Source organism: Achromobacter sp. PD1 (genome assembly GCF_048541815.1).
GTDB classification, from domain to species: Bacteria; Pseudomonadota; Gammaproteobacteria; order Burkholderiales; family Burkholderiaceae_B; genus Achromobacter; species Achromobacter bronchisepticus_A.
Genome location: NZ_CP183349.1, coordinates 4,328,088 through 4,348,413, shown reverse-complemented (window position 1 = coordinate 4,348,413; position 20,326 = coordinate 4,328,088). Strand labels below are relative to the sequence as shown.

The following is a 20,326-nucleotide window of genomic DNA, read 5'->3' as shown; positions in this document are numbered from 1 at the left end:
GATGTCTGGTACCGCGCTCTATAGCAATTCCTGGCACCGGGTCAGCGCGCTGCGCCCGCGGCTGCGCTCGCACATCCATATCCATCGCCACGTCTACCGGGGGCAGGTCTGGTATGTGATGCAGGACCAGAGCAATGGCGAGTTCCACCGCTATACGCCCGAGGCCAATCTGATGATCAGCCTGATGGACGGGCGCCGCACGGTGCAGGAGATCTGGGAGATCGCCTGCGGCCAGTTGGAGGGCGACGCCATGCCGCAGGACGAGGTCATCCGCCTGATGGCCCAGCTGCACCGGGCCGATGTGCTGACCACCGACCGCGCGCCGGACGTGCGCGACCTGGTCGAGCGCCGCAAGCGCCAGCGCATGCAGAAGATCAAGCAGTACATCGGCAATCCCAGCGCGCTGAAGATGCCGCTGCTGGATCCGGACCGCTGGCTGACGCGGGCGCTGCCGTATTACCGCTGGCTGTTCACCTGGCTGGGCGCCTTGCTCTGGCTGGGCGTGGTGGGCGTGGGCGCGGCGCTGGGCGCCATGCATTGGCAGGCCTTGACCCACAATATCTGGGACCAGGTGTTCTCCACGGGTAATGTGCTGGCGATGGCGCTGGTCTATCCGGTGGTGAAGGCCATCCACGAACTCGGCCACGCCTGCGCCGTGAAGGCGCGCGGCGGCGAGGTGCACGAGATCGGCCTGATGTTCCTGCTGCTGGTGCCCATTCCCTACGTGGATGCCTCGGCGGCCTCGGCCTTTGCCGACAAGCGCTGGCGCATGCTGGCGGGCGGGGCCGGCATCCTGGTCGAGTTGTTCCTGGCGGCCGTGGCGATGATCGTCTGGACCCAGCTGGATCCCGGGCTGGGGCGTTCGCTGGCCTATACCGTCATCGTCCTGTGCGGCGTTTCCACGCTGTTCATGAACGGCAATCCGCTGCTGCGCTATGACGGCTATTACGTCTTGTCGGACGCCATCGAGATACCCAACCTGGGCCAGCGGGCCAACGGCTATCTGGGCTATCTGTTCAAGCGCTATGCGCTGGGCCTGCGCGGCGTGGAAGCGCCGCGCGCGACGCCGGGCGAACGCGCCTGGTTCGCGAGCTACGCCGTGCTGTCCTTCTGCTACCGCATGTTCATCATGTTCCTGGCCATCTTCATCATGGCGGGGCAGTTTTTCTTCTTCGGCGTGCTGCTGGCCATGTGGGCGCTGTTCAACACCATCGTCATGCCGCTGTGGCGCCTGGGCCGGCAGTTCTATGCCGACCCGCAGATTCAGGCGCACCGCTTGCGCTCCTATCTGATCTGCGGGCTGTGCGTGCTGGGCGCGGTTGGCCTGGCGGGCGCGCTGCCGCTGCCCTCGTCCACCGATACGGAGGGCGTGGTCTGGGTGCCGCCTTCCGCCCAGGTCAGGGCGCCGGTGGCCGGCTTCGTGCGTGCGCGGCAGGCGGCCGACGATGCGCCGGTGGGGCAGGGCGCGCCGCTGCTGACGCTGGAAAACGACGAGCTGCTGCGCCGCGATGCCATGCTGGCCGCCCAGGTCGACGAGTACCAGGCGCGCTACGTGCAGGCCTATGCGCAGAACCAGGTGCAGGCGGCCATCATGCGTCATCAATGGACCAGCCTGCAGACCGAGCGGCGGGCGATCCAGGAACAGGTCCAGGCGCAGCAGGTGCGCAGCCCGCACGCCGGACGCTACGTGCCGGCGCAGCCGGAGGACATGACGGGCCGCTACGTGCAGCGCGGCGAACTGTTGGGCTATGTGTTGACCGACGCCGAAACCGTGCGCGTGGTGGTGCCGCAATCCAGCCTGGAGCGCATCCACCGCTCGCTCAAGAACGTGCGCGTGCGGCTGGTGCAGGACAGCGGCGAGGAGTTCAAGGCGGTGATCTCGCGCGAGGTGCCGGCCGCTACCGATGAACTGCCCAGCCTGGCGCTCAGCCTGCAGGGCGGGGGCAGCATAGGCGTGGATCCGCGCAAGTCGCAGGAAGGGCGCGCCAAATCCGCGGAGAACCTGTTCGTGATGGATCTGGCGCTGCCCCAGGATGCGCCGCGCGCCTATCTTGGCGCCCGGGTCTACGTGAAGTTCTCGCACGAGCCCAGGCCGCTGGCGTTGCAGGCCTACGACGCGGTGCGGCAGATGGTGCTGCGCCAGTTCCGCCTCTGACATGCGCGCCTTCGACGCTCTCCACCCCGACCCGCTCTATCCTGAAAAGGAGAGCGAGCGCCATGCCAACAAGCTGGAGGCATGGGGCACGGCTGCGCTGCGCTGGCTGAGCCGCAAGCGCCGCCAGCCCCTGTGGCGCACCCGCCGCATCCTGGCGCGGGTGCGGCGCGAAACGCAGGCGCTGGGCGACATCGACCTGGCGGGCGTGCGCCGGCGGGCCGACGAGATCGCGTTCGACCTGCGCGCCAACGGCATCAACCAGGAAAGCGCGGCGCGCGCCTTTGCGCTGATCCGCCAGGCGGGCCGGCTGGCGTTGGGCAAGGCGCATTTCGACGTCCAGCTGCTGGGCGGCTGGGCCATGCTGCAAGGCATGGTGGCAGAGATGAACACGGGCGAAGGCAAGACGCTGACGGCGACCTTGCCGGCCGCCACGGTCGCCATGGCCGGCCTGCCGGTGCATGTCATCACCACCAATGACTACCTGGTCGAGCGCGATGCGCAGATCATGGGGCCCATCTACGAAGCGCTGGGCCTGTCGGTGGCCTGGGTCAGCATGGAAATGGACATACCCGCGCGGCGCAAGGCCTATCAGGCGGACGTGGTGTACTGCTCCAACAAGACCCTGGTGTTCGACTACCTGCGCGACCTGATCGTGCTGGACAGCGACAAGGACGAAGACGCCTTGCGCCTGGAACGGCTGCGGGGGGAGCAGGGCAGGCTATCCCAGCTGTACCTGCGCGGCCTGTGCTACGCGATCGTGGACGAGGCCGACAGCGTGCTGGTCGACGAGGCGCGCACGCCGCTCATCATTTCCGGCGTGCAGGAGGACGACACCGCCGACGTGACGCGCCAGGCCATGGAACTGGCCGCAAGCTTGACGCCCGAACACTACCGCCTGCACCGCGGCGAACGCCGCGCGATCCTGACCGAACTGGGGCGCGAGCATCTGCGCGGATTGTGCGCCGCGCTGCCGGCGCCGTGGAGTATCCCGTTCCGGCGCGAAGAGCTGATGCTCAGCGCCTTGACCGTGCTGCATCTGTACCGGCTGGACGAGCAATACATCATCCGCGACGGCAAGATCATGGTGGTCGATGAGTTCACCGGACGCGTGATGCCGGACCGGTCCTGGGGCCAGGGCCTGCACCAGATGCTGGAACACAAAGAGGGGCTGGAACTGAGCGAACCGCGCGCCACCCTCAAGAGCATCAGCTACCAGCGCTTCTTCAAGCACTATCTGCTGCTGTCCGGCATGACGGGCACGGCCGCGGAAATTCGCGCCGAACTGGGCCGCGTCTACGACCTGCCGGTGGTCCGCATTCCCACCCATCGCAAGTCGCGGCGGCGACATGCGCCGGATGCCGTGTACCCCACTCTGGAAGAAAAGTGGGCCGCCGTGCGCGACCGCACGCGCGCCCTGCATCGGCAAGGGGTGCCCATCCTGATTGGCACGCGTTCGGTCGCCGCGTCCGAGCAGGTGGCCCAGGTGCTGGCCCAGGCCGGCCTGCCCGCCGTGGTGCTCAATGCCAAGCAGGACGCCGACGAGGCCGATATGATCGCGCGCGCTGGTGAATTGGGCAGCATCATGATCGCCACCAACATGGCTGGCCGGGGCACGGATATCCCCTTGTCGGAGGCCGCGCGCGAGGCCGGCGGCCTGCACGTCATCCTGACCGAGCGGCATGAATCCGCCCGCATCGACCGCCAATTGGAAGGGCGCAGCGGCCGCCAGGGCGATCCCGGCCATGTCGAAGCCATCCTGTCGCTGGAAGACTCAGTGCTGGACAGTGTCGCCAGCGGCGTCTGGGCCGCCCTTTCGCGGCTGCTGCGCGCACGGCGCGGGCAGGACCGCAACGGGTTGGCGGCGCGCTGGCTGCGTTTCGCCCAGGCCCGCACCGAACGAAAACTGGCCCGCGAGCGCCGCCAGATGGTGGCCGCGGATGAAGAACTTGAGAATTCCCTGTCCTTCTCGGGGCAGGGCGACTGACATGCAAAGACCCGATCCCATGACGACCCGCCATCGCTTTGTCCGCCCGGCCCTGTTGGCCTGCCTGTTCGCCACTGCCGCAGGCGCGCAGGGGCTGCCGCCCGATGCCCGCCTGCCGGTGCTGGCCGAGCCCGCGCTGTCCGCGCAGGCCGGCAATCTGCATGCGCCCATGGCCTGCCTGATGGAACCCTTCCAGGTGTCCGAATTGGGCAGCGCGTCGGCCGGCGTGCTGAGCAGCGTGCTGGTGCAGCGCGGCGACGTGGTCAAGAAAGGCCAGGTGGTGGCCGAACTGAACACCAGCGTCGACGAGGCCACGCTGGGGCTGCGCCGCGCCGAGGCGGCCTACCTGAGCCGCGTCGTCGACCGCAACACCGATCTGTTCAAGCGCCAGCTGCTGCCTGCGGGGGATTACGACGAAATGACCTCGCGCAGCCGCCAGGCGCAGCTACAGGTGGCGCTGCAGCAGGCGATTCTGGCCGAACGCAGCATCAAGAGCCCCTTCGACGGCGTCGTCGCCGAGCGCTATGCCGGTCCGGGCGACCGCGTCAATGACAACAAGATCGTCAAGCTGGCGCAGATCAATCCCTTGCTGGTGCGGGTGGTGGTGCCGGAAGGCCTGTATGGCCAGATCAAGGCCGATGCGCAGGCGCAGGTCAGCGTCAATCAGGCGATCACCGACAAGCCGCTGCAAGCCAAGGTCTGGCGCATCGACCGGGTGATGGACGCGGCCAGCGGCACTTTTACCGTGCTGCTGCGCGTGCCCAACGAGGGCAATGTGATTCCGTCGGGCATCCGCTGCTCGGTGAAGTTCTGAATCAGGCCGACCAATCCGCCACGAACTCGTCGCGGAACCGCCGTATCCAGTCCAGCCGCGTGGCCGCAAGCACGCGGCCGCCTTCCGTCTGCATGGTTCCCGCAATGCTGGCGAGCTTCAATTCGATGTGATCCAGGGTATAGATGCCGTCGTCCAGTTGCCGATGCGCGCCCATGGGATCGTCGGGGTGCGCCAGCGCCCGTCCCAACTGCCCGCCGACGTGGAACATGCGGGCCAGTCCCACCGGTCCGAGCGCATCCAGGCGGTCGGCATCCTGCACGATGCGGGCCTCGATGGTCCGCGGCGGGATGTTGGCGGAGTAGCTGTGGGCCTCGATGGCGTGATGGACGCCTTCGAGCTTGGCTGAGGGATATCCGGCCGCCCGCAGCTCGCGCACGGCCTGGTCAGCCGCCATGGCCGAGGCGCGTGCCCGGTCAGGATGGTTCTTGGGCAGGTTGACCAAGTCATGCAGGTAACTGGCGGCCATGACCACCACGGCGTCGGCCTCGGGGTGGTGCGCCAGCATGCCGGCCGCGGCTTTCCATACGCGTTCCAGATGGCTCAGGTCATGCGCGCCGTCGCCGGTATCCGCGTTCCGGGCGATCTGTATGAGCTGCGGCCGCAATGCCGCCAAATCTACGCGCATGTTCATTTCCTGCCACCTGCCTGGGGATCAGTGGAAAGTGTACACAGGACACTTCGGGCCGGGCCGCGGGTTTTGCCGCGCGGCCCGGGTGCGGCATCAGCCGCCCTGCGCCTGCATCCGTCCCGCAGCCGTGGAGCAGATCCGGTACACCAGCGCCGACACCACGAAGCTGGCCGGCGCGGCCAGCGTCGCCGCGAAGCCGGCCGTATGCATCAGCGCGAGGCCGCAGATCGCGCCCGCGAACCAGCCGGCCAGGCCGGCGCGGTTGAAGGCCGCGCCGCCTTCGTTTGGCGCCGCGGATTCCTGGCCGCCCAGGATGTGGACCAGCGCCACCGCCACCCAGGACACCACGAAGATGCCCTGGTAGGCGAGCGCCTGCAGCAGGTACGAGAACACGTCCAGCAGCATCAGTGCATAGGTCACCGCACCCACGATGACCGCCCACATCGCCTTGGGCCAGCGCATGCCCGGCCAGCGCGCGAAGAACGCCTGCATGTTGATGGTGGCCAGGTAGTAGTTGGCGGTGTTGATGCGGGTCTGCGTGATCCAGACGAACAGCAAGCCGCCCAGGCCCATCAGCTTGAGCAGCGCCAGCACCACCGACACTTCCGACAGCGCGGCGTCGCTGGGAATCGTGCTGACCAGATAGATGCCGGCCACGCCGTTGAGCAGAAAGGTCACCAGGTAGAACGGCATGCCGAAGTTGTAGCGGCTATGGTAAGTCTGGTCCTCGCGCTTGCCGAAGCGGGCGTAGTCGAAGGTGAACATCATCAGGACCCACACGCCCATGTAGTACACGAAGGCGTCCCACCACCCGCCCGGGACGGGCCCTTCGGGCGGGCCGAACGACAGCCAGGCGTCGCTGTAGCCGTATTCCTGCGTCGCCATCACCACGGCCAGCAGCAGGCCCAGCAGATAGAACGGCAGCAGCACGCCGTTGAACTTGTCGAGCCATCTTTGCACGCTGCCGAAGATCAGCAGCACGCTGTAGATGACCACCACCAGCGCCACCAGCCAGTACGGCACGGCCGGATAGAGATGATGCGCCGCGACCGACATCACCGCGCCTTCGAACACCGCGTAGTAGATGGCGGTGGCGAAGAAGATCAGCGTGGCCAGCGCCGCGCCCGAGGTGCCGAAGAGCCGGCGCGAGAACAGCGCCACCGACAGGCCGCTGCGGATGGCATAGCGGCTGATGACGCCGTTGATCAGCCCGTAGCTGATCACCGACAGCACCATGCCGATGATGGCGTTGCGGGCGCCGTATTTCAGCGCCAGCGTGGCGCCGACGACGATGTAGAAGACGGCGCTGCACACGGCCCACCAGGCCATGGTGAGGGCGTAGCGGGGCATGCGGTCGCTGTCGGCGACGGCGTGCAGCGAGTTGTCCGTCTCATCGGACGGTTTGCGTGAGGTCATGTTGGCCATGTCGGATCTCCTGGCGGGATCGGATGCTGCGGTTCGACTGCGGAACGGGCGCGCGTCGCCCACCGGCCTTGCCAGTGGGCGAGGCCGGAATACACGAAAACGGGGGAAGGGCGCGGCCTGGCCGCGCCCCGGGTGTCAGCCGCTGAGCGCCTGATGCAGCCGCTCGAAGCGGGCGCGGTAGTCGCGCCTTGCGGCCACCGCCTGCTCCAGCGTCACCCGCTCGAAATGGGCGCTCTGGTTGGGCTGCATCTGGCCGACCTTGTCCAGGTCGGCGCTGATGACCGTGCCTATCATGGCGTAGCCGCCGCCGGACACCGCGTCGCGGTGCAGGATGATGGGCTCCACGCCAGCAGGCACCTGGATGGAGCCGATGGGATAGCAGGCGTCGACGATGTTCGACGGGTCGGCGCCCGCGCCGAAAGGCTGTTCGCGGGCGCGAAAGCGCAGCGGGCGGCCCTGCTTGTAGCGGTAGCCGATGCGGTCGGCTTCCGAGGTCACGGTCCAGACGTCTTCATAGAAGGCGGCGGCGGACTCGGGCTCCAGCCGGTGGTCGTACAGGCCCGGCAGCACGCGCAGCGTTTGCGTCTTGGGCGGAGCTTCGGCCAGCGCGGCCGGCAGTTCGCGGCCCACGCGCGTGCGGATGGAGGCCCGGCCCACCGCCAGCCAGTCGCCGGCCTGCAGCTTGCGGCCTTCATGGCCGCCGATGGCGCCCAGCGCATAGGTCGAGCGGCTGCCCAGGACCACAGGCACGTCGATGCCGCCGGCGACCGCGAGGCAGGCGCGGGCGCCGGCCTGCACGAAGTCGAACGACAGCCGGCTGCCGGCCTGCACCGCCAGCGCCACGTTGCAGGCCTGCGCCACGCCGTCGATCTTGGGGATCATGCTGGCGCCCGTCACGGCGATTACGGCGGTGCGGTGGAACATCAATTCGGGGCCGAGCAGCGTGCATTCCAGTACGGCGGCGTCGGCGGCGTTGCCCACCAGCAGGTTGGCGGCCGCCAGCGCGTACTGGTCGAGCGCGCCGGACGGCGGTATGCCCAGGTGGTAGTAGCCCTGGCGGCCCGTGTCCTGCACCGAAGTGGCCAGGCCGGGCTTGATGACTTCGATGATGGGATCGTTAGGCATGGAGCGTCTCCAGCAGTTGGGCGTTGCAGGCATCGGGGGCGCGCTGGAACTCGGCCTGCGAGAACGACACGGGCCGGATGCGCAGCGCGAAGCTGCCAGCCTCGACCTGCGCCGCGGCCTGGTCGTACTCGTCGCGGGTGATGGGCTTGAACTTCACGATGTCGCCCGGGCGAAAGAACACCATGGAATCGCGCAGATGCGCCTGGCGCTGGGCCGGCTCGAAGATCGGCGCGGGCGTGACGCCGAACATCTGGTAGCCGCCCGCGCCGCGCACCGAGTAGATGCAGCCGAAGCAGCCGCCGTGTCCCACCGTGTGCTTGGGCGTGTCGGTGCGGGGGCGCAGGTACTTCGGAACTTGCAGCTGGCGCTCGCGCTCCACCATCTGGTACATGAAGGGCAGCCCGGCCACGAAGCCCACCATGGACACGAACCAGGGCGAGCGGGAATGGGCGTCGATGAAGCCCTGCACCGAGTCGTGGCCGTTGATGCGGGCCGCATATTCCAGATCGGTGGACGCCGGATCCTGATGCCTTTCGCGAAACCGCATCAGGGTCTCGTGGGTCCAGGGATCGTTGTAATACACCGGCACTTCGATGATGCGGGTCGCCAGCGTCAGGTTGGCCAGGTCCATGCCCGCCTCCAGTTCGCGCAGCAAGGTCAGCAGGGCGTCCGGCGCGATGCGGTCGGGGTCGTACCGCACCTGGTAGGACGCATTGGCCGGGCAGATCTCGGTCACGCCGTCGACCGCGCGTTCGCGCAGCGCCCGCGTGATCGCCATGCCCTTGAAAAAGGATTCCAGCGACATGTCCTCGCTGATCTCGACGAAGATGAACTCGTCGCCGCCGTGGGTGTAGCGCAAGCTCATTGGTTGTCCTCCCGGTCCCTTTGCATCCAGGCCTCAAGATAATTGGTGTGGTAGCGGCCCGCCAGCACGTCCGCATCCTCCAGCAGCTCGCGGTGCAGCGCCAGCGTCGAATGCACACCGGCGAGTTCGACTTCGTCGAGCGCGCGCGCCATGCGCGCCAGCGCCGCCGCGCGGTCCTCGTCCCAGACGATCAGCTTGGCCAGCAGCGAGTCATAGTAGGGCGGCACGGCGCAGCCCGGATACAGCATCGAGTCCACGCGCACGCCGGGTCCGCCGGGCCAGCGCACGTGTTCGACCCGGCCCGGGCTGGGCGCGAAGTTGCGCGTGGGGTCTTCGGCGTTGATGCGGCATTCGATCGCCGCGCCGCGGATGGCGATGTCCTGCTGGCGCCAGCGCAGCGGCTCGCCGTCGGCGATGCGCAGCATTTCGCGCACCAGGTCCACGCCCGTGATGGCTTCGGTGATGGGGTGCTCGACCTGGATGCGGGTATTCATCTCGATGAAATAGAACTCGCCCGCGCCGCGGCTGTCGTCATACAGATACTCCAGCGTGCCTGCGCCACGGTATCCGACCGAGCGCGCCAGTTGCGCCGCCGATTCGCACAGTTTCTGCCGGGTGGCGGGGGCCAGGGCGGGCGAGGGCGCTTCTTCCAGCACCTTCTGCCGGCGCCGTTGCAGGGAGCATTCGCGTTCGTACAGGTGGACGGCGTTGCTGCCGTCGCCCAGGACCTGAACTTCGATGTGGCGGGCGCGCGGCAGATAGCGTTCCAGGTACACGCCGGCTTCGCCGAAGGCCGCCTGTGCCTCGGCCTGGGCCTGCGGCATCTGCGCGCGCAGTTCGGCTTCGTCGCGCACCACGCGGATGCCGCGCCCGCCGCCGCCCGCGGCCGCCTTGATCATGAGCGGGTAGCCGATGACGGCGGCATGGGTCAGGGCTTCATCCAGCGATGACAGCACGCCCTCGCTGCCCGGTACCGTCGGCACGCCGGCCTTCTGGGCGCAGGCGCGCGCTGCAGCCTTGTCGCCCATCGTGCGGATGGTGGCGGCATCGGGCCCGACGAAGATCAGGCCGGCTTCGCTCACGGCCTGCGCGAATGCCGCGTTTTCCGACAGGAAGCCGTAGCCGGGATGTACCGCCTGGGCGCCGGTGCTGCGGGCGGCGTCCAGCAGCGCTTCGGTATTCAGATAGCTGCGCGTCGCGTGCGCGGGGCCGATGAGCACCGCCTCGTCGGCCATGCGCGTGGCCAACGCGTCGCGGTCCGCCTCGCTGTACACGGCGACGGTGCGCATGCCCAGTTCGCGGGCGGCGCGGATGATGCGCAAGGCGATTTCGCCGCGGTTGGCGACCAGCACCTTGTGGATGTGGCGCGGCCGGTAGGGGAGATGGATATCGGACATGGCGCGGCCTATCCCTCGATGCGCAGCAGGGGCTGCCCGGCTTCCACCGGTTCGCCGTCTTCGACGAGGATTTCCGCCACCACGCCGCCGGTGGGCGTTTCGATCTGGTTGAACTGCTTCATGACTTCGACGATGCCGATCACGGCGCCGGCGGCGACCGTGGCGCCAGGCTCCACGAAGGGGGCCGCGTCGGGGCTGGGGCGGCGATAGAAGGTTCCGGGCAGGGGGCTGGGAATATCGTGCAACGGCATGGGTTTCTCCTTGGAATGTTGTTTGGGCGGCAGGCGGTTCAGGGGCCGGTCACGCTGGGCGGCGCGATCCGGATGCCATGGGTTTCCAGCTTCTCGCGGGTGGCGCGCACCAGGGACAGGGCGCCGGGCGTGTCGCTGTGTATGCAGACAGAATCGAAGTCGATGGCGATGTCCTTGCCTTCGACCGTGCGCACACGTCCCTCGGTGCAGGCGCGCAGCACCTTTTCGGCGACCTGGGCGGGGTCCAGCGGCTGGGTGTAGCGGGTGAAGACGATGGAGCCGCTGGAGTCGTAGTCGCGGTCGGCGTAGAACTCGCGCACCACGGGCTGGTTCAGTTCGCGCGCCAGGCGGTAGGTGACCGAGCTTTCCATGCAGTACAGCGCCAGCGTGGGCTCCAGTTCCTGCAGCGTTTCGATCAGGCGGCGCGACAGGGCTTCGTCGCGGGCGGCCTGCATGTACAGCGCGCCATGCGGTTTGACGTGTTGCAGGCGCAGTCCGTGCAGCCGGGCGAATTCGCGCAGCGCGCCCAGCTGATAGACGATGTCGTGCACCAGCGCTTCGGCGCTTTCGCGCATGTCGCGCCGGCCGAAGCCGACCAGGTCGCGAAAACCGGGATGGGCGCCGATGCAGACGCCGTGTTCGCGGGCCTGCAGCACCGTGCGGTTCATGATCCGCGGGTCGCCGGCATGGAAGCCCGTGGCGATGTTGGCCGAACTGATCAAGGGCATGATCGCTTCGTCCACGCCGTCCCCGATGGTCCATGGGCCAAATCCTTCCCCCATGTCCGAGTTGAGGTCGATGCTGCGCTTGCTCATTGCGGGAGGCTCCTTCTTGTCGCTCGCCGCATCCGGCGCGGCGTGTTACGTGAACATTAGCCAAGCCTCAAGGGGATAAAAAGATCTTTTTATTGATCTATGGATATCTGTTTTTTAGATAAGCGTCCGTCCCGTTGGCGGCCGCGTTTCGAAGATTTCTCTATGAAAAATAAGGGATACCCCTGATGGGGCGGATGGGGATGCGCAAAGAATATGCAGATATCCTGAGGGGAAGATATCGATTAAACAGATAAGGCTAGACATGTCGATTACCCTACGCCAGCTCAAATACTTCATCGCCGCGGCCGAACTGGGCCAGATTTCGCAGGCGGCGATCCAGCTGGCGATATCCCAGTCGGCCATCACCAGCGCCATCCGCGAACTGGAGGAAACGGTGGGCACGGCGCTGTTCCAGCGCGGCGCCCACGGCGTGACGCTGACCCACAGCGGCCGCACCTTCCTGAACCACGCCTACAACATTCTGTCCTCGGTCGACGAAGCCCTGCGCATGCCGGCGGCGGCGGAAGAGGTATCGGGCCGCCTGCTGCTGGCGGCGTCCTATACGGTGATCGGCTACTTCCTGCCGTATCACCTGCAGCGGCTGTCGCAGCTGTATCCCCGTTTGGACATCCAGCTGCACGAACTGAACCGCAGCGCCATCGAGGAAGGCCTGATCGCGAACCGCTATGACATGGCGGTGCTGCTGACCTCGAACGTCGCCAACCCGGATCTGGCGGTGGAGCATTTCTTCGGCTCGCCGCGACGCCTGTGGCTGCCGGCCAGGCATCCCTTGCTGGCGGCGGATGCCGTGACGCTGGAGGACGTTTCGCGCGAACCCTTCATCATGCTGACCGTGGACGAGGCGGCCTACACCGCCTTGCGCTACTGGAACGAAACCCCCTTCAAGCCCGACGTGAGGCTGCGCACCTCATCCGTCGAGGCGGTGCGCAGCATGGTGGCCAACGGCAGCGGCGTGGCCCTGCTGTCGGACATGGTCTACCGGCCCTGGTCGCTGGAAGGCCGGCGCATAGAAACGGTCCAGCTCAAGGACCCGATCCCGCCCATGAACGTGGGGCTGGCCTGGCGCCGGGGCGCGGAAGTATCGCCCGCGATGCAGGCGGTGCGGGACTATTTCCGGCATGCGTACATGGCGCAGCGGGGCGGGGCGGGCTGAGCCCACGCCAACGGTTCGAACCATCTTCCAAATCGATCCGCCAGGCCGCCGGCGCCTCGCGGCAGGGGCTGCGCATGCCTGCGCGACCCCGTGAAATCCCTCATGCGGACAGGCCGTAAAACGATTGCCGTTTGAATATTCACTGATGTATATATCAATGTATGCATTGATGTGAACAGAAGTCGGGCCTGCCCGTGCCGCTTCTTGCCTTCCCGAGTTGGTTCCCGCCCATTCAGAGAGAAGAAGGAATATCCATGACGCAGCTCCACGGCGCCCGCATCCGGGCGAACGCGGAATCGGCAGGCCCGGATCCGGTCGGACTGGATCACGTGGGGCTGTACGCGCACGACATGGGGGCGGCCGCCGCCTTGTACGAACGGCTGGGGTTTCAGCTGACGCCGCTGTCACAGCACTCCGGCACCCACGCCGTCACGCGCGAAGTGGTCAAGGCCGGCATCGCCAACCGTTGCGCCATGCTCGGCCACGGCTACATCGAGTTGGTCGCGGTGGTGGACCCGGCGCTGGACTTGCGCGGTATTCCCGACGGTTTGGCCCGCTATGCGGGCATGCACATCATCGCCTTCGATACTGCCCAGCCCGAGCAGCGCATCGCCGCGCTGCGCGAGGCCGGCTTTGCGGCCGAACCCGGCGTGCTGCAACGCTACATAGGCACGCCGCAAGGCCCCAAACTGGCCCGGTTCAGCCAGGTGCGCACGTCGCGCGACGCGATGCCTGAAGGCCTGATCCTGACCCTGCGCCACGAGACTCCCGAACTGCTCTGGCAGGAACGCTACCTGTCCCATCCCAACGGCGCCCGCGCGCTGGCGGCGGCCATCGTCGCGGTGGAGGATCTGGACGAGGCGGCGGCGCGCTATGAGCGCTATCTGGGCGTGGCCAGCACGCGGCGCGAGGGCGAGGCCTGGTTCCGACTGCATTCGGGATGGTTGGGGCTGACAACACGCGACGCGCTGCGCTCGCGCCTGCCGGGATGCGAGATTCCGGTGCTGCCGCGCCCGGCCGCGCTTGCCGTGGAAGTGGCCGACCTGTCCCGCACCGCTGCCGTGCTCGAGGCCAATCGCGTTCCCTACCTCCGCGCCAACGATCAATTGCGGGTGGCGGCCGAACATGCGGGCGGCGCAAGCCTCATTTTCTGCGCCGGCGCCGGCGCGGCCTTGCCCTGGGATTGCGCGGGGCGCTGATCCGGCGGGCAGTCTGCAGTACCGATATCCAGCTAGTACTTCAAATAAAACAGGAGCAGCAGCATGATAGGTATCGCAAATCCGAAGCGCCGCGTCCGGCGGGGGATCCTGGCAGCCGCAGCGCTGGTAACGCTGAGCGCCGCTGGCGGCGCGGCGAACGCGGCGGAGAAAGTCACGTTCGCCTACGGCACCAACATTTCGCTTTCCAACGCTCCCACGCTGATGGCGGTGGGCATGGGCTACTTCAAGGAAGCGGGCCTGGACGTACAGGCGACCTTCTTTCAGGGGGCCGCGGTGATGCTGCCGCAGGTCACGCAGAAGCACATCACTTTCGGCTGGATCACACCGGATCCGCTGGTGATCTCGCGCCAGCCGGGCCGCGATCCCCTGCCGGTCAAGATGTTCTACAACGGCATCTACCTGTCGCCATTCGACGTCGTCGTCACCAAGAACAGTCCGGTCCAGTCGCTTGCCGACCTCAAAGGCAAGAAGATCGGCGTGGGCGCCATGTCCTGGGGCAACCTGGCGGTCACCAAGGCGATGATGAAGAAGATCGGGCTGGAACTGCAGCGCGACTATGAGTTCGTGCCCGTGGGCGTGGGCGCGACGGCGTTGCGCGCGGTCAGCGATGACAAGGTGCAGGCGCTGAATCTGTTCGATACCTTCCACGTGCAGATCGAACAGATGGGCGTCGAGCTGCGCCGCCTGCCCATGGGCCAGAACTATCGCGAACTGTTCTCCAGCGGCTGGATCGCGCACGAGGATACCCTGCGCGACAAGCCGCAACTGGTGGTGGCGTTCGCGCGCGCCGCGGCCAAGGGCGTGGTCGCCTGCAACGCCAATCCGGAAGCCTGCGTGAAGAACTTCTGGACCCTGTATCCGGCCACCAAGCCGGCCGAGGGGAGCGAGGAGAAAAAGCTGGCGGACGCCGTGCAGATCCTGAAGGTGCGCCTGGCCACCATGCTGCCGGAACAGGGCGCCGGGAAGATGGGCTACTACACCGAGCAGTCCTGGAAGGACTATGTAGAGGTTTTGCACGAAGGCGGACAGCTGAGCACCGGCAACGTGGACGTCAAGCCGCTCTACACCAACGAGTTCGTCAAGGACATCAATGATTTCGACGCCGCGGCCGTGGTGGCAGCGGCCCAGCAGCTCAAGTAGATGCGAGCCGGAATCCCTATGAACTCCCTGAATCTATCCCTGGTTGAAGGCGGGCGCTCGTCAGCGCGTTCGGACGCCGCCGGCCGCCCCTTGCTGACGGCCGACAATGTGAGCGTGGTCTACCGCAGTAGCAAAGGACCGATCACCGCCGTCGACAATCTGTCGCTGCAGCTGGGCGCTGGTGAATTCGTGTCGGTGCTGGGGCCGTCTGGTTGCGGCAAGTCCACGCTGGTCAAGGTGTTCAGCGGTCTGCTGACGCCGTCCAGCGGCAAGGCCTTGCTCAGCGGCACGCCTATCGACAAGCCGCGCGGCGACGTCGGCATCGTGTTTCAACAACCCACGCTGCTGCCCTGGAAAACGGTGCTAGACAACGTGCTGGTGCCGATCCGCGCCTTGCGCAAGGATACCGAGGCGGGCACCGCCCGGGCGCTGGAACTGCTGCGGCTGGTGGGCCTGGAAAAGTTCGCGAGCAACTACCCCAGCGAACTGTCGGGTGGCATGCAGCAGCGCGTCGGCATCGCCCGCGGCCTGGTGCATGACCCCGCGCTGCTGCTGATGGACGAGCCGTTCTCCGCGCTGGACACCATGACCCGCGACCGCATGAGCATAGAGCTGCAGCGCATCTGGATGGCCACGCGCAAGTCGGCCTTGTTCATCACGCACAGCATTGCCGAAGCGGTGTTCCTGTCGGACCGGATCGTGGTGATGTCGGCGCGCCCGGGGCGCATCATCCGCGAGATTTCCGTGAACCTGCCGCGGCCGCGGACGCTGGCGACGCTTAACGACCCCGAGTTCACGCGCCTGTGCGCCGAACTGCGGGAACTGTTCGATCAGTTGGTGAAGTTCGACTAGCGGAGGCGTTCGTGTCCCGATCCATCAAATCCATACTCTATCCCTTGATCACCGGGGTGCTGCTGGTGATCCTGTGGTTCGTCAGCATCCGCGTGTTCTCGGTGCCCAACTACCTGCTGCCCGCGCCCGAATCCGTGTTGCTGGCGCTCAAGACCGGCTATATCGACGGCCAGTACTGGCCGCACTTTCTGTTCACGCTGCAAAGCACCGTGTACGGCTACCTGATAGGTTGCGGGCTGGCTCTGGTGGTGGGAACCATCCTGGCCGAGTCCGAGACCTTCGAGCAGTTCATCTATCCCTACATCATCGCCCTGCAGTCCACGCCGAAAGTGGCGATCGCGCCCTTGCTGCTGGTCTGGTTCGGCTTCGGCATGGCCTCCAAGGTCGTGATGGTGGCCTTGATGAGCTTTTTCCCGATGTTCATCAACACGGTGGTGGGTATACGCCTGGCCGACCCGGCCATGCTGGATCTGATGAAGGCCTTTGGCGCCTCGCGCAGCCACGTGTTCTTCCACGTCAAGCTGCCCGCGGCCTCGGGTCACATTTTCGCCGGCCTGCAGATCTCGGTGGTTCTCAGCCTGATCGGCGCGGTGGTGTCGGAGTTCATCTCGTCCAGCAAGGGGCTCGGCTATCTGATCCAGTCGGCCTCGGTCAACATGGACGTTGCCACCATGTTCGCCTGCCTGTTCAGCCTGGTGTTCATCGGCCTGACGGGCACCAACCTGATCCGCTACCTGCACCGCAAGCTGGTGTTCTGGGACAAATCGACCTCGGCCACCGTGCAGGCCGAGTAGGCGCACAGGAGAACTCATCCATGGAATTCCATCAATGCTACGCGCTCGACTATGGCCGGGCGCGCGACAAGTTCCGGGCGGCAGCCGCGGGCGCAGGCGGACGCCTGGCCGAGTACACGCACGCCGGCGCGCGGGCGCCGGGCGGCACGGCGCTGGTGACCGACGTGGCCTGCTTCGGCCGCGCCGACGCGCCGCGCCGCCTGCTGGTGATCAGCGGCACGCACGGACTCGAGGGCTTCTTCGGCTCGGCCGCGCAGATCGCGTGGATGCTGGGCGGCGGCCCCGCGGCGCTCGACCCGGACGTGGCGGTGGTCATGGTGCATGCCATCAACCCCTGGGGCTTCGCGCACCTGAGCCGCACCACTGAAAACAACGTGGACCTGAATCGAAACTTCATCGGACATGAGGGAGCGCCGCCCGCCAACCCCGACTATGCGCTGCTGCATCCGCTGCTGCTGCGCGACGAATGGAGCCGCGCGGAGGTTGCGGCCGCGCAGCAGGCCATGGAGGATTTCGCGGCCAGCCATGGCGAGGATCGCTTGTACGACACGCTGGCGCGCGGCCAGTACTCCCATCCGGACGGCCTGAACTACGGCGGCAAGGGACGGGAATGGTCCAACCTGACGCTGGAGCGCATTGTCCGCGACCACCTGGCCGGCGCGGCCAAGGTCGCCTTGATCGATTGGCATACGGGCATAGGCGGATACGGCGAGCCGTTCTTCCTGTGCTTCAACGAGGAGGGCGGGCCGCTGCATGACCTGGCGGTGCAGTGGTGGGGCAAGGAGCGCATCGTCGGCCAGCGGCCGCACGGCAAGTCGCGCCCGAATTATCAAGGCCTGTTGTTCTATGGCGTGCAATCCTTCCTGGGCGACGTGCCGATGTGCGGCGCCGTGATCGAGTTCGGCACGCGCGGCTGGCACATGCGCCGCTTGCTGCGTCTGGACCTGTGGCTGAAATTCAAGGCGGACCCGGAGAGCGAGCGCTACGAGATGCTGCGCGCGGACCTGCTGGACTCGTTCTGCCCGGTGGACCAGATCTGGCGCGAAGGGACGCTGCGCCACTCGCAGGAGATCACGCGGCAGGCGGTGGAGGGGCTGACGGGCTGGATGGATGCATGATGGCCGCATCCGCCAACCTGGGCGTGCTGTTTTCGCCGGACCACGACGCGAGCGCCGTCGCCCTGATCGACCTGGGCGGCGAGGCCGGACCGCGCACTTATACCTATGGCGAGCTTGATGCGCAGGCCGACGGCGTGGCGCGCGGGCTGCGGGCGCGCGGTTTGGCCCCGGGCGCGCGGGTGGCGATCCTGTCGGCCAATCGCATGGAGTTCCTGGCTGCCTATCTGGGAATCATGCGCGCCGGCTTGGTCGCGGTGCCGGTGAACCACCGGCTGCCAGCGGCAGGCATCGAGTTCATCCTGCAGGATTGCGGCGCCAGCCTGGTGTTCTGCGACGCGTTGCGGCGCGGACTCTGCACGGCGCAATTGCCGATGGTCGAGTTCGGGGCGGACGGCCCTGAAGGCTATGCCGCGTTCCTTGTTCCTGGCCCCTGGGAGGCAGAGCCCGTGGTCCTGGGGCAGGCCGCCTTGTTCCTTTACACGTCCGGGTCCACCGGTCGTCCCAAGGGCGTGATGCTGTCGCACGCTGGCTACCTTTGGACGGTGCGCCAGCGCATCGCGGCGACGGATTACTCAGGTCACCGCTTCCTGGTGGCGGCGCCCCTGTATCACATGAATGCGCTCAACACCGTCAAGCTGGCGCTCGCGGGCCGGGGCAGCCTGGTGCTGATGCCGCAGTTCGAACCCGCGGGCTATCTGGACGCGATACCGCGCTACCGCTGCACCTGGCTGACCGCGATACCCACCATGATCGCGTTGCTGGCCCGCGAGACCGCGCTGGCGGCGCAGGCGGACCTGTCCTCGGTGGCCATGGTGCGGCTGGGGTCCGAGCCGCTTACGCAACGCATCGCCGACAGCGCGCGCGCCATGTTCCCGCGCGCGGCCATCGGCAACGGCTACGGCGCGACCGAAACCGGCGCGCTGGTGTTCGGCCCGCATCCCGACGGGCTGGCACAGCCGGTGTTGTCCGTCGGGTATCCGCACCCGGCGGTGCAGGTGAGGCTGGCCGACGGCGACAACCTCGACGCCGCGGCAGGCGTGTTGCAAGTCCGCTCCGCGGCCCTGATGCTGGGCTATCACGCCTTGCCGCAGCAGACCGCGGCGGCCATGACGGAGGACGGCTTCTATATCACCGGCGATGTGATGCGTCGCGACGAGAACGGCTTCCATTACTTCGTGGGCCGGGCCGATGACATGTTCGTTTGCGGCGGCGAAAACATCTATCCCGGCGAGGTCGAGAAGATGCTGGAGCGTCATCCCGCCATTTTCCAGGCTTGCGTCGTGCCGCTGCCCGATGCGCTCAAGGGCATGAAGCCGGTTGCGCTGGTGGTGCTGCGTCCCGATGCGGTCTTGTCCGAACGGGAGGTCAAGGACCACGCGCTGGCTCATGGGCCGGCCTATCAGCACCCGCGGGCGGTGCGCTTTGTCGACGAGATGCCCGTCAGCAGCACGGGCAAGGTCAACCGCAAGGCGGCCGCGCAGCTGGCCGCCGAGCTGATGTTCAACCCAACCATCCTCAATCAGAGCAAGGAGCATCCATGAAGGCAGTAGTCATTCACGGACATGGCGGTCCGGAGGTCATGCAATATGACTCCGCGTTCCCCGATCCGAAGGCGGGCGAGGGCGACGTGATCCTGCGGGTCAAGGCGACGTCGATCAACTATCACGACGTCTTCACGCGCCGGGGCATGCCGGGCATCAAGCTGGATTTTCCGGTCATCATGGGCCTGGACGTGGCCGGCGAGATCGTCGAGGTCGGCCCGGGCGTCGAGGGCTGGGCGGTGGGCGACCGGGTGCTGGTCGATCCCATCAACCGCGCCGAGGGCGGCCTGATGGGGGAAACCGTCCACGGCGGCCTGGCGGAGCTGTGCAAGGCGCGCGTGCACCAGCTGATCCGCATCCCGGACGGGGTGAGCTACGAGCAGGCTGCGGCCTTGCCGGTGGCCTTCGGCACGGCCTACCGGATGATGCACACCATAGGACAGGTCCAGGCCGGGGAAAAAGTGCTGGTGCTGGGCGCCAGCGGCGGCGTGGGCGTGGGCTGCGTGATGCTGGCGAAGATTGCGGGTGCCGAGGTCGTCGCCTGCGCCAGCAGCGAGTCCAAGATGCAGCGCCTGCGCGAACTGGGCGCCGACCATGTCATCAACTACTCGCAGGCGGATTTCGCCCGCGCCATCTACGAACTCTATGGCAAGCCGCACCGTCGCAAGTTCGATGGCGGCGTCGACGTCGCCGTGAACTTCACCGGCGGCGATACCTGGGTCAAGTCCATGCGCTGCCTGCGGCGCGGCGGCCGGCTGCTGACTTGCGGCGCCACCGCGGGCTACGACCCGCAGACCGATCTGCGTTTCATCTGGACCTTCGAGCTGAACATCCGCGGCTCCAACGGCTGGATGCGCGAGGATCTGGATGCCTTGCTGGCGCTGGTGCAGTCGGGAAAGATGCAGGTTCCGGTGGACCGCGTGCTGACCCTGGATGAGGCGGGCGAGGCGCTGCGCCTGATCGAGGACCGCGAAGTCATGGGCAAAGTGGTGGTGACGCCATGAGCG

Annotated in this window: 18 protein-coding genes; 11 read left to right on the top strand and 7 right to left on the bottom strand. The window is 67.0% G+C overall.

What is annotated here, in order from left to right:
• Position 1 precedes the first annotated feature (1 nt).
• Genes ACM1PE_RS20600 through ACM1PE_RS20590 form a run of 3 tightly spaced genes read left to right on the top strand, consistent with a single transcriptional unit; the run spans position 2 to position 4,953 of the window.
• On the top strand, positions 2-2,155 hold the full coding sequence (locus ACM1PE_RS20600) for a hypothetical protein (RefSeq protein ID WP_419340807.1): 2,154 nt from the start codon (positions 2-4) through the stop codon (positions 2,153-2,155).
• 1 nt (position 2,156) lies between these two features.
• Positions 2,157-4,139: a preprotein translocase subunit SecA gene (locus ACM1PE_RS20595; protein WP_059379579.1), complete on the top strand. Its 1,983-nt coding sequence runs from the start codon at positions 2,157-2,159 to the stop codon at positions 4,137-4,139.
• A 1-nt stretch (position 4,140) separates the two neighbouring features.
• On the top strand, positions 4,141-4,953 hold the full coding sequence (locus tag ACM1PE_RS20590) for an efflux RND transporter periplasmic adaptor subunit (RefSeq protein WP_419340806.1): 813 nt from the start codon (positions 4,141-4,143) through the stop codon (positions 4,951-4,953).
• Position 4,954: 1 nt separating this feature from the next.
• Here ACM1PE_RS20590 and ACM1PE_RS20585 read toward each other — a convergent pair whose 3' ends face one another.
• The 7 genes from ACM1PE_RS20585 to ACM1PE_RS20555 all read right to left on the bottom strand — a co-directional run bounded on the left by ACM1PE_RS20585 (position 4,955) and on the right by ACM1PE_RS20555 (position 11,480).
• Positions 4,955-5,605, bottom strand: a complete 651-nt coding sequence (locus ACM1PE_RS20585) for an HD domain-containing protein (RefSeq protein WP_419340805.1) — start codon at positions 5,603-5,605, stop codon at positions 4,955-4,957.
• 90 nt (positions 5,606-5,695) lie between these two features.
• Positions 5,696-7,027 (bottom strand): purine-cytosine permease family protein, encoded by a 1,332-nt coding sequence (locus tag ACM1PE_RS20580; protein ID WP_118933710.1) that lies wholly within the window; start codon positions 7,025-7,027, stop codon positions 5,696-5,698.
• Between the two features lie 135 nt (positions 7,028-7,162).
• Positions 7,163-8,152 carry a biotin-dependent carboxyltransferase family protein gene (locus ACM1PE_RS20575; RefSeq protein ID WP_419340804.1) on the bottom strand — a complete coding sequence of 330 codons (990 nt, stop codon included), beginning with the start codon at positions 8,150-8,152 and terminating at the stop codon, positions 7,163-7,165.
• A complete protein-coding gene (locus ACM1PE_RS20570; protein ID WP_419340803.1) occupies positions 8,145-9,017 on the bottom strand; it encodes a 5-oxoprolinase subunit B family protein in 873 nt (290 codons plus the stop codon). Before ACM1PE_RS20570 ends, ACM1PE_RS20575 begins: the two co-directional genes overlap by 8 nt.
• Positions 9,014-10,414, bottom strand: a complete 1,401-nt coding sequence (locus tag ACM1PE_RS20565) for an acetyl-CoA carboxylase biotin carboxylase subunit (RefSeq protein WP_059379574.1) — start codon at positions 10,412-10,414, stop codon at positions 9,014-9,016. The genes ACM1PE_RS20570 and ACM1PE_RS20565 overlap by 4 nt, the downstream gene beginning before the upstream one ends.
• Positions 10,415-10,422: 8 nt before the next feature.
• Positions 10,423-10,665 carry an acetyl-CoA carboxylase gene (locus ACM1PE_RS20560; protein WP_013395528.1) on the bottom strand — a complete coding sequence of 81 codons (243 nt, stop codon included), beginning with the start codon at positions 10,663-10,665 and terminating at the stop codon, positions 10,423-10,425.
• A gap of 38 nt (positions 10,666-10,703) precedes the next feature.
• Positions 10,704-11,480, bottom strand: a complete 777-nt coding sequence (locus ACM1PE_RS20555) for a 5-oxoprolinase subunit PxpA (protein WP_419340802.1) — start codon at positions 11,478-11,480, stop codon at positions 10,704-10,706.
• Positions 11,481-11,742: 262 nt separating this feature from the next.
• On the opposite strand from ACM1PE_RS20555, the gene ACM1PE_RS20550 reads away from it, so the two are divergent.
• From ACM1PE_RS20550 to ACM1PE_RS20515, 8 genes are all read left to right on the top strand, one after another.
• Positions 11,743-12,654: a LysR family transcriptional regulator gene (locus tag ACM1PE_RS20550; RefSeq protein WP_118933714.1), complete on the top strand. Its 912-nt coding sequence runs from the start codon at positions 11,743-11,745 to the stop codon at positions 12,652-12,654.
• 254 nt (positions 12,655-12,908) lie between these two features.
• Positions 12,909-13,853 carry a VOC family protein gene (locus tag ACM1PE_RS20545; RefSeq protein ID WP_251881195.1) on the top strand — a complete coding sequence of 315 codons (945 nt, stop codon included), beginning with the start codon at positions 12,909-12,911 and terminating at the stop codon, positions 13,851-13,853.
• A 63-nt stretch (positions 13,854-13,916) separates the two neighbouring features.
• Positions 13,917-15,014, top strand: a complete 1,098-nt coding sequence (locus tag ACM1PE_RS20540) for an ABC transporter substrate-binding protein (protein WP_118933716.1) — start codon at positions 13,917-13,919, stop codon at positions 15,012-15,014.
• Between the two features lie 18 nt (positions 15,015-15,032).
• The gene (locus tag ACM1PE_RS20535; protein ID WP_118933717.1) at positions 15,033-15,866 is read left to right on the top strand and encodes an ABC transporter ATP-binding protein; all 834 of its coding nucleotides are present in this window, start codon (positions 15,033-15,035) and stop codon (positions 15,864-15,866) included.
• Positions 15,867-15,877: 11 nt separating this feature from the next.
• Positions 15,878-16,660: an ABC transporter permease gene (locus ACM1PE_RS20530; RefSeq protein ID WP_419340800.1), complete on the top strand. Its 783-nt coding sequence runs from the start codon at positions 15,878-15,880 to the stop codon at positions 16,658-16,660.
• A 20-nt stretch (positions 16,661-16,680) separates the two neighbouring features.
• Positions 16,681-17,778: a M14 family metallopeptidase gene (locus tag ACM1PE_RS20525; RefSeq protein ID WP_419340799.1), complete on the top strand. Its 1,098-nt coding sequence runs from the start codon at positions 16,681-16,683 to the stop codon at positions 17,776-17,778.
• Positions 17,775-19,319 (top strand): class I adenylate-forming enzyme family protein, encoded by a 1,545-nt coding sequence (locus tag ACM1PE_RS20520; protein ID WP_419340798.1) that lies wholly within the window; start codon positions 17,775-17,777, stop codon positions 19,317-19,319. The genes ACM1PE_RS20525 and ACM1PE_RS20520 overlap by 4 nt, the downstream gene beginning before the upstream one ends.
• Entirely contained in the window at positions 19,316-20,323 is a 1,008-nt protein-coding gene (locus ACM1PE_RS20515; RefSeq protein ID WP_306635993.1) for a zinc-binding dehydrogenase, read from the top strand. The genes ACM1PE_RS20520 and ACM1PE_RS20515 overlap by 4 nt, the downstream gene beginning before the upstream one ends.
• The last annotated feature ends 3 nt before the right edge of the window (positions 20,324-20,326 follow it).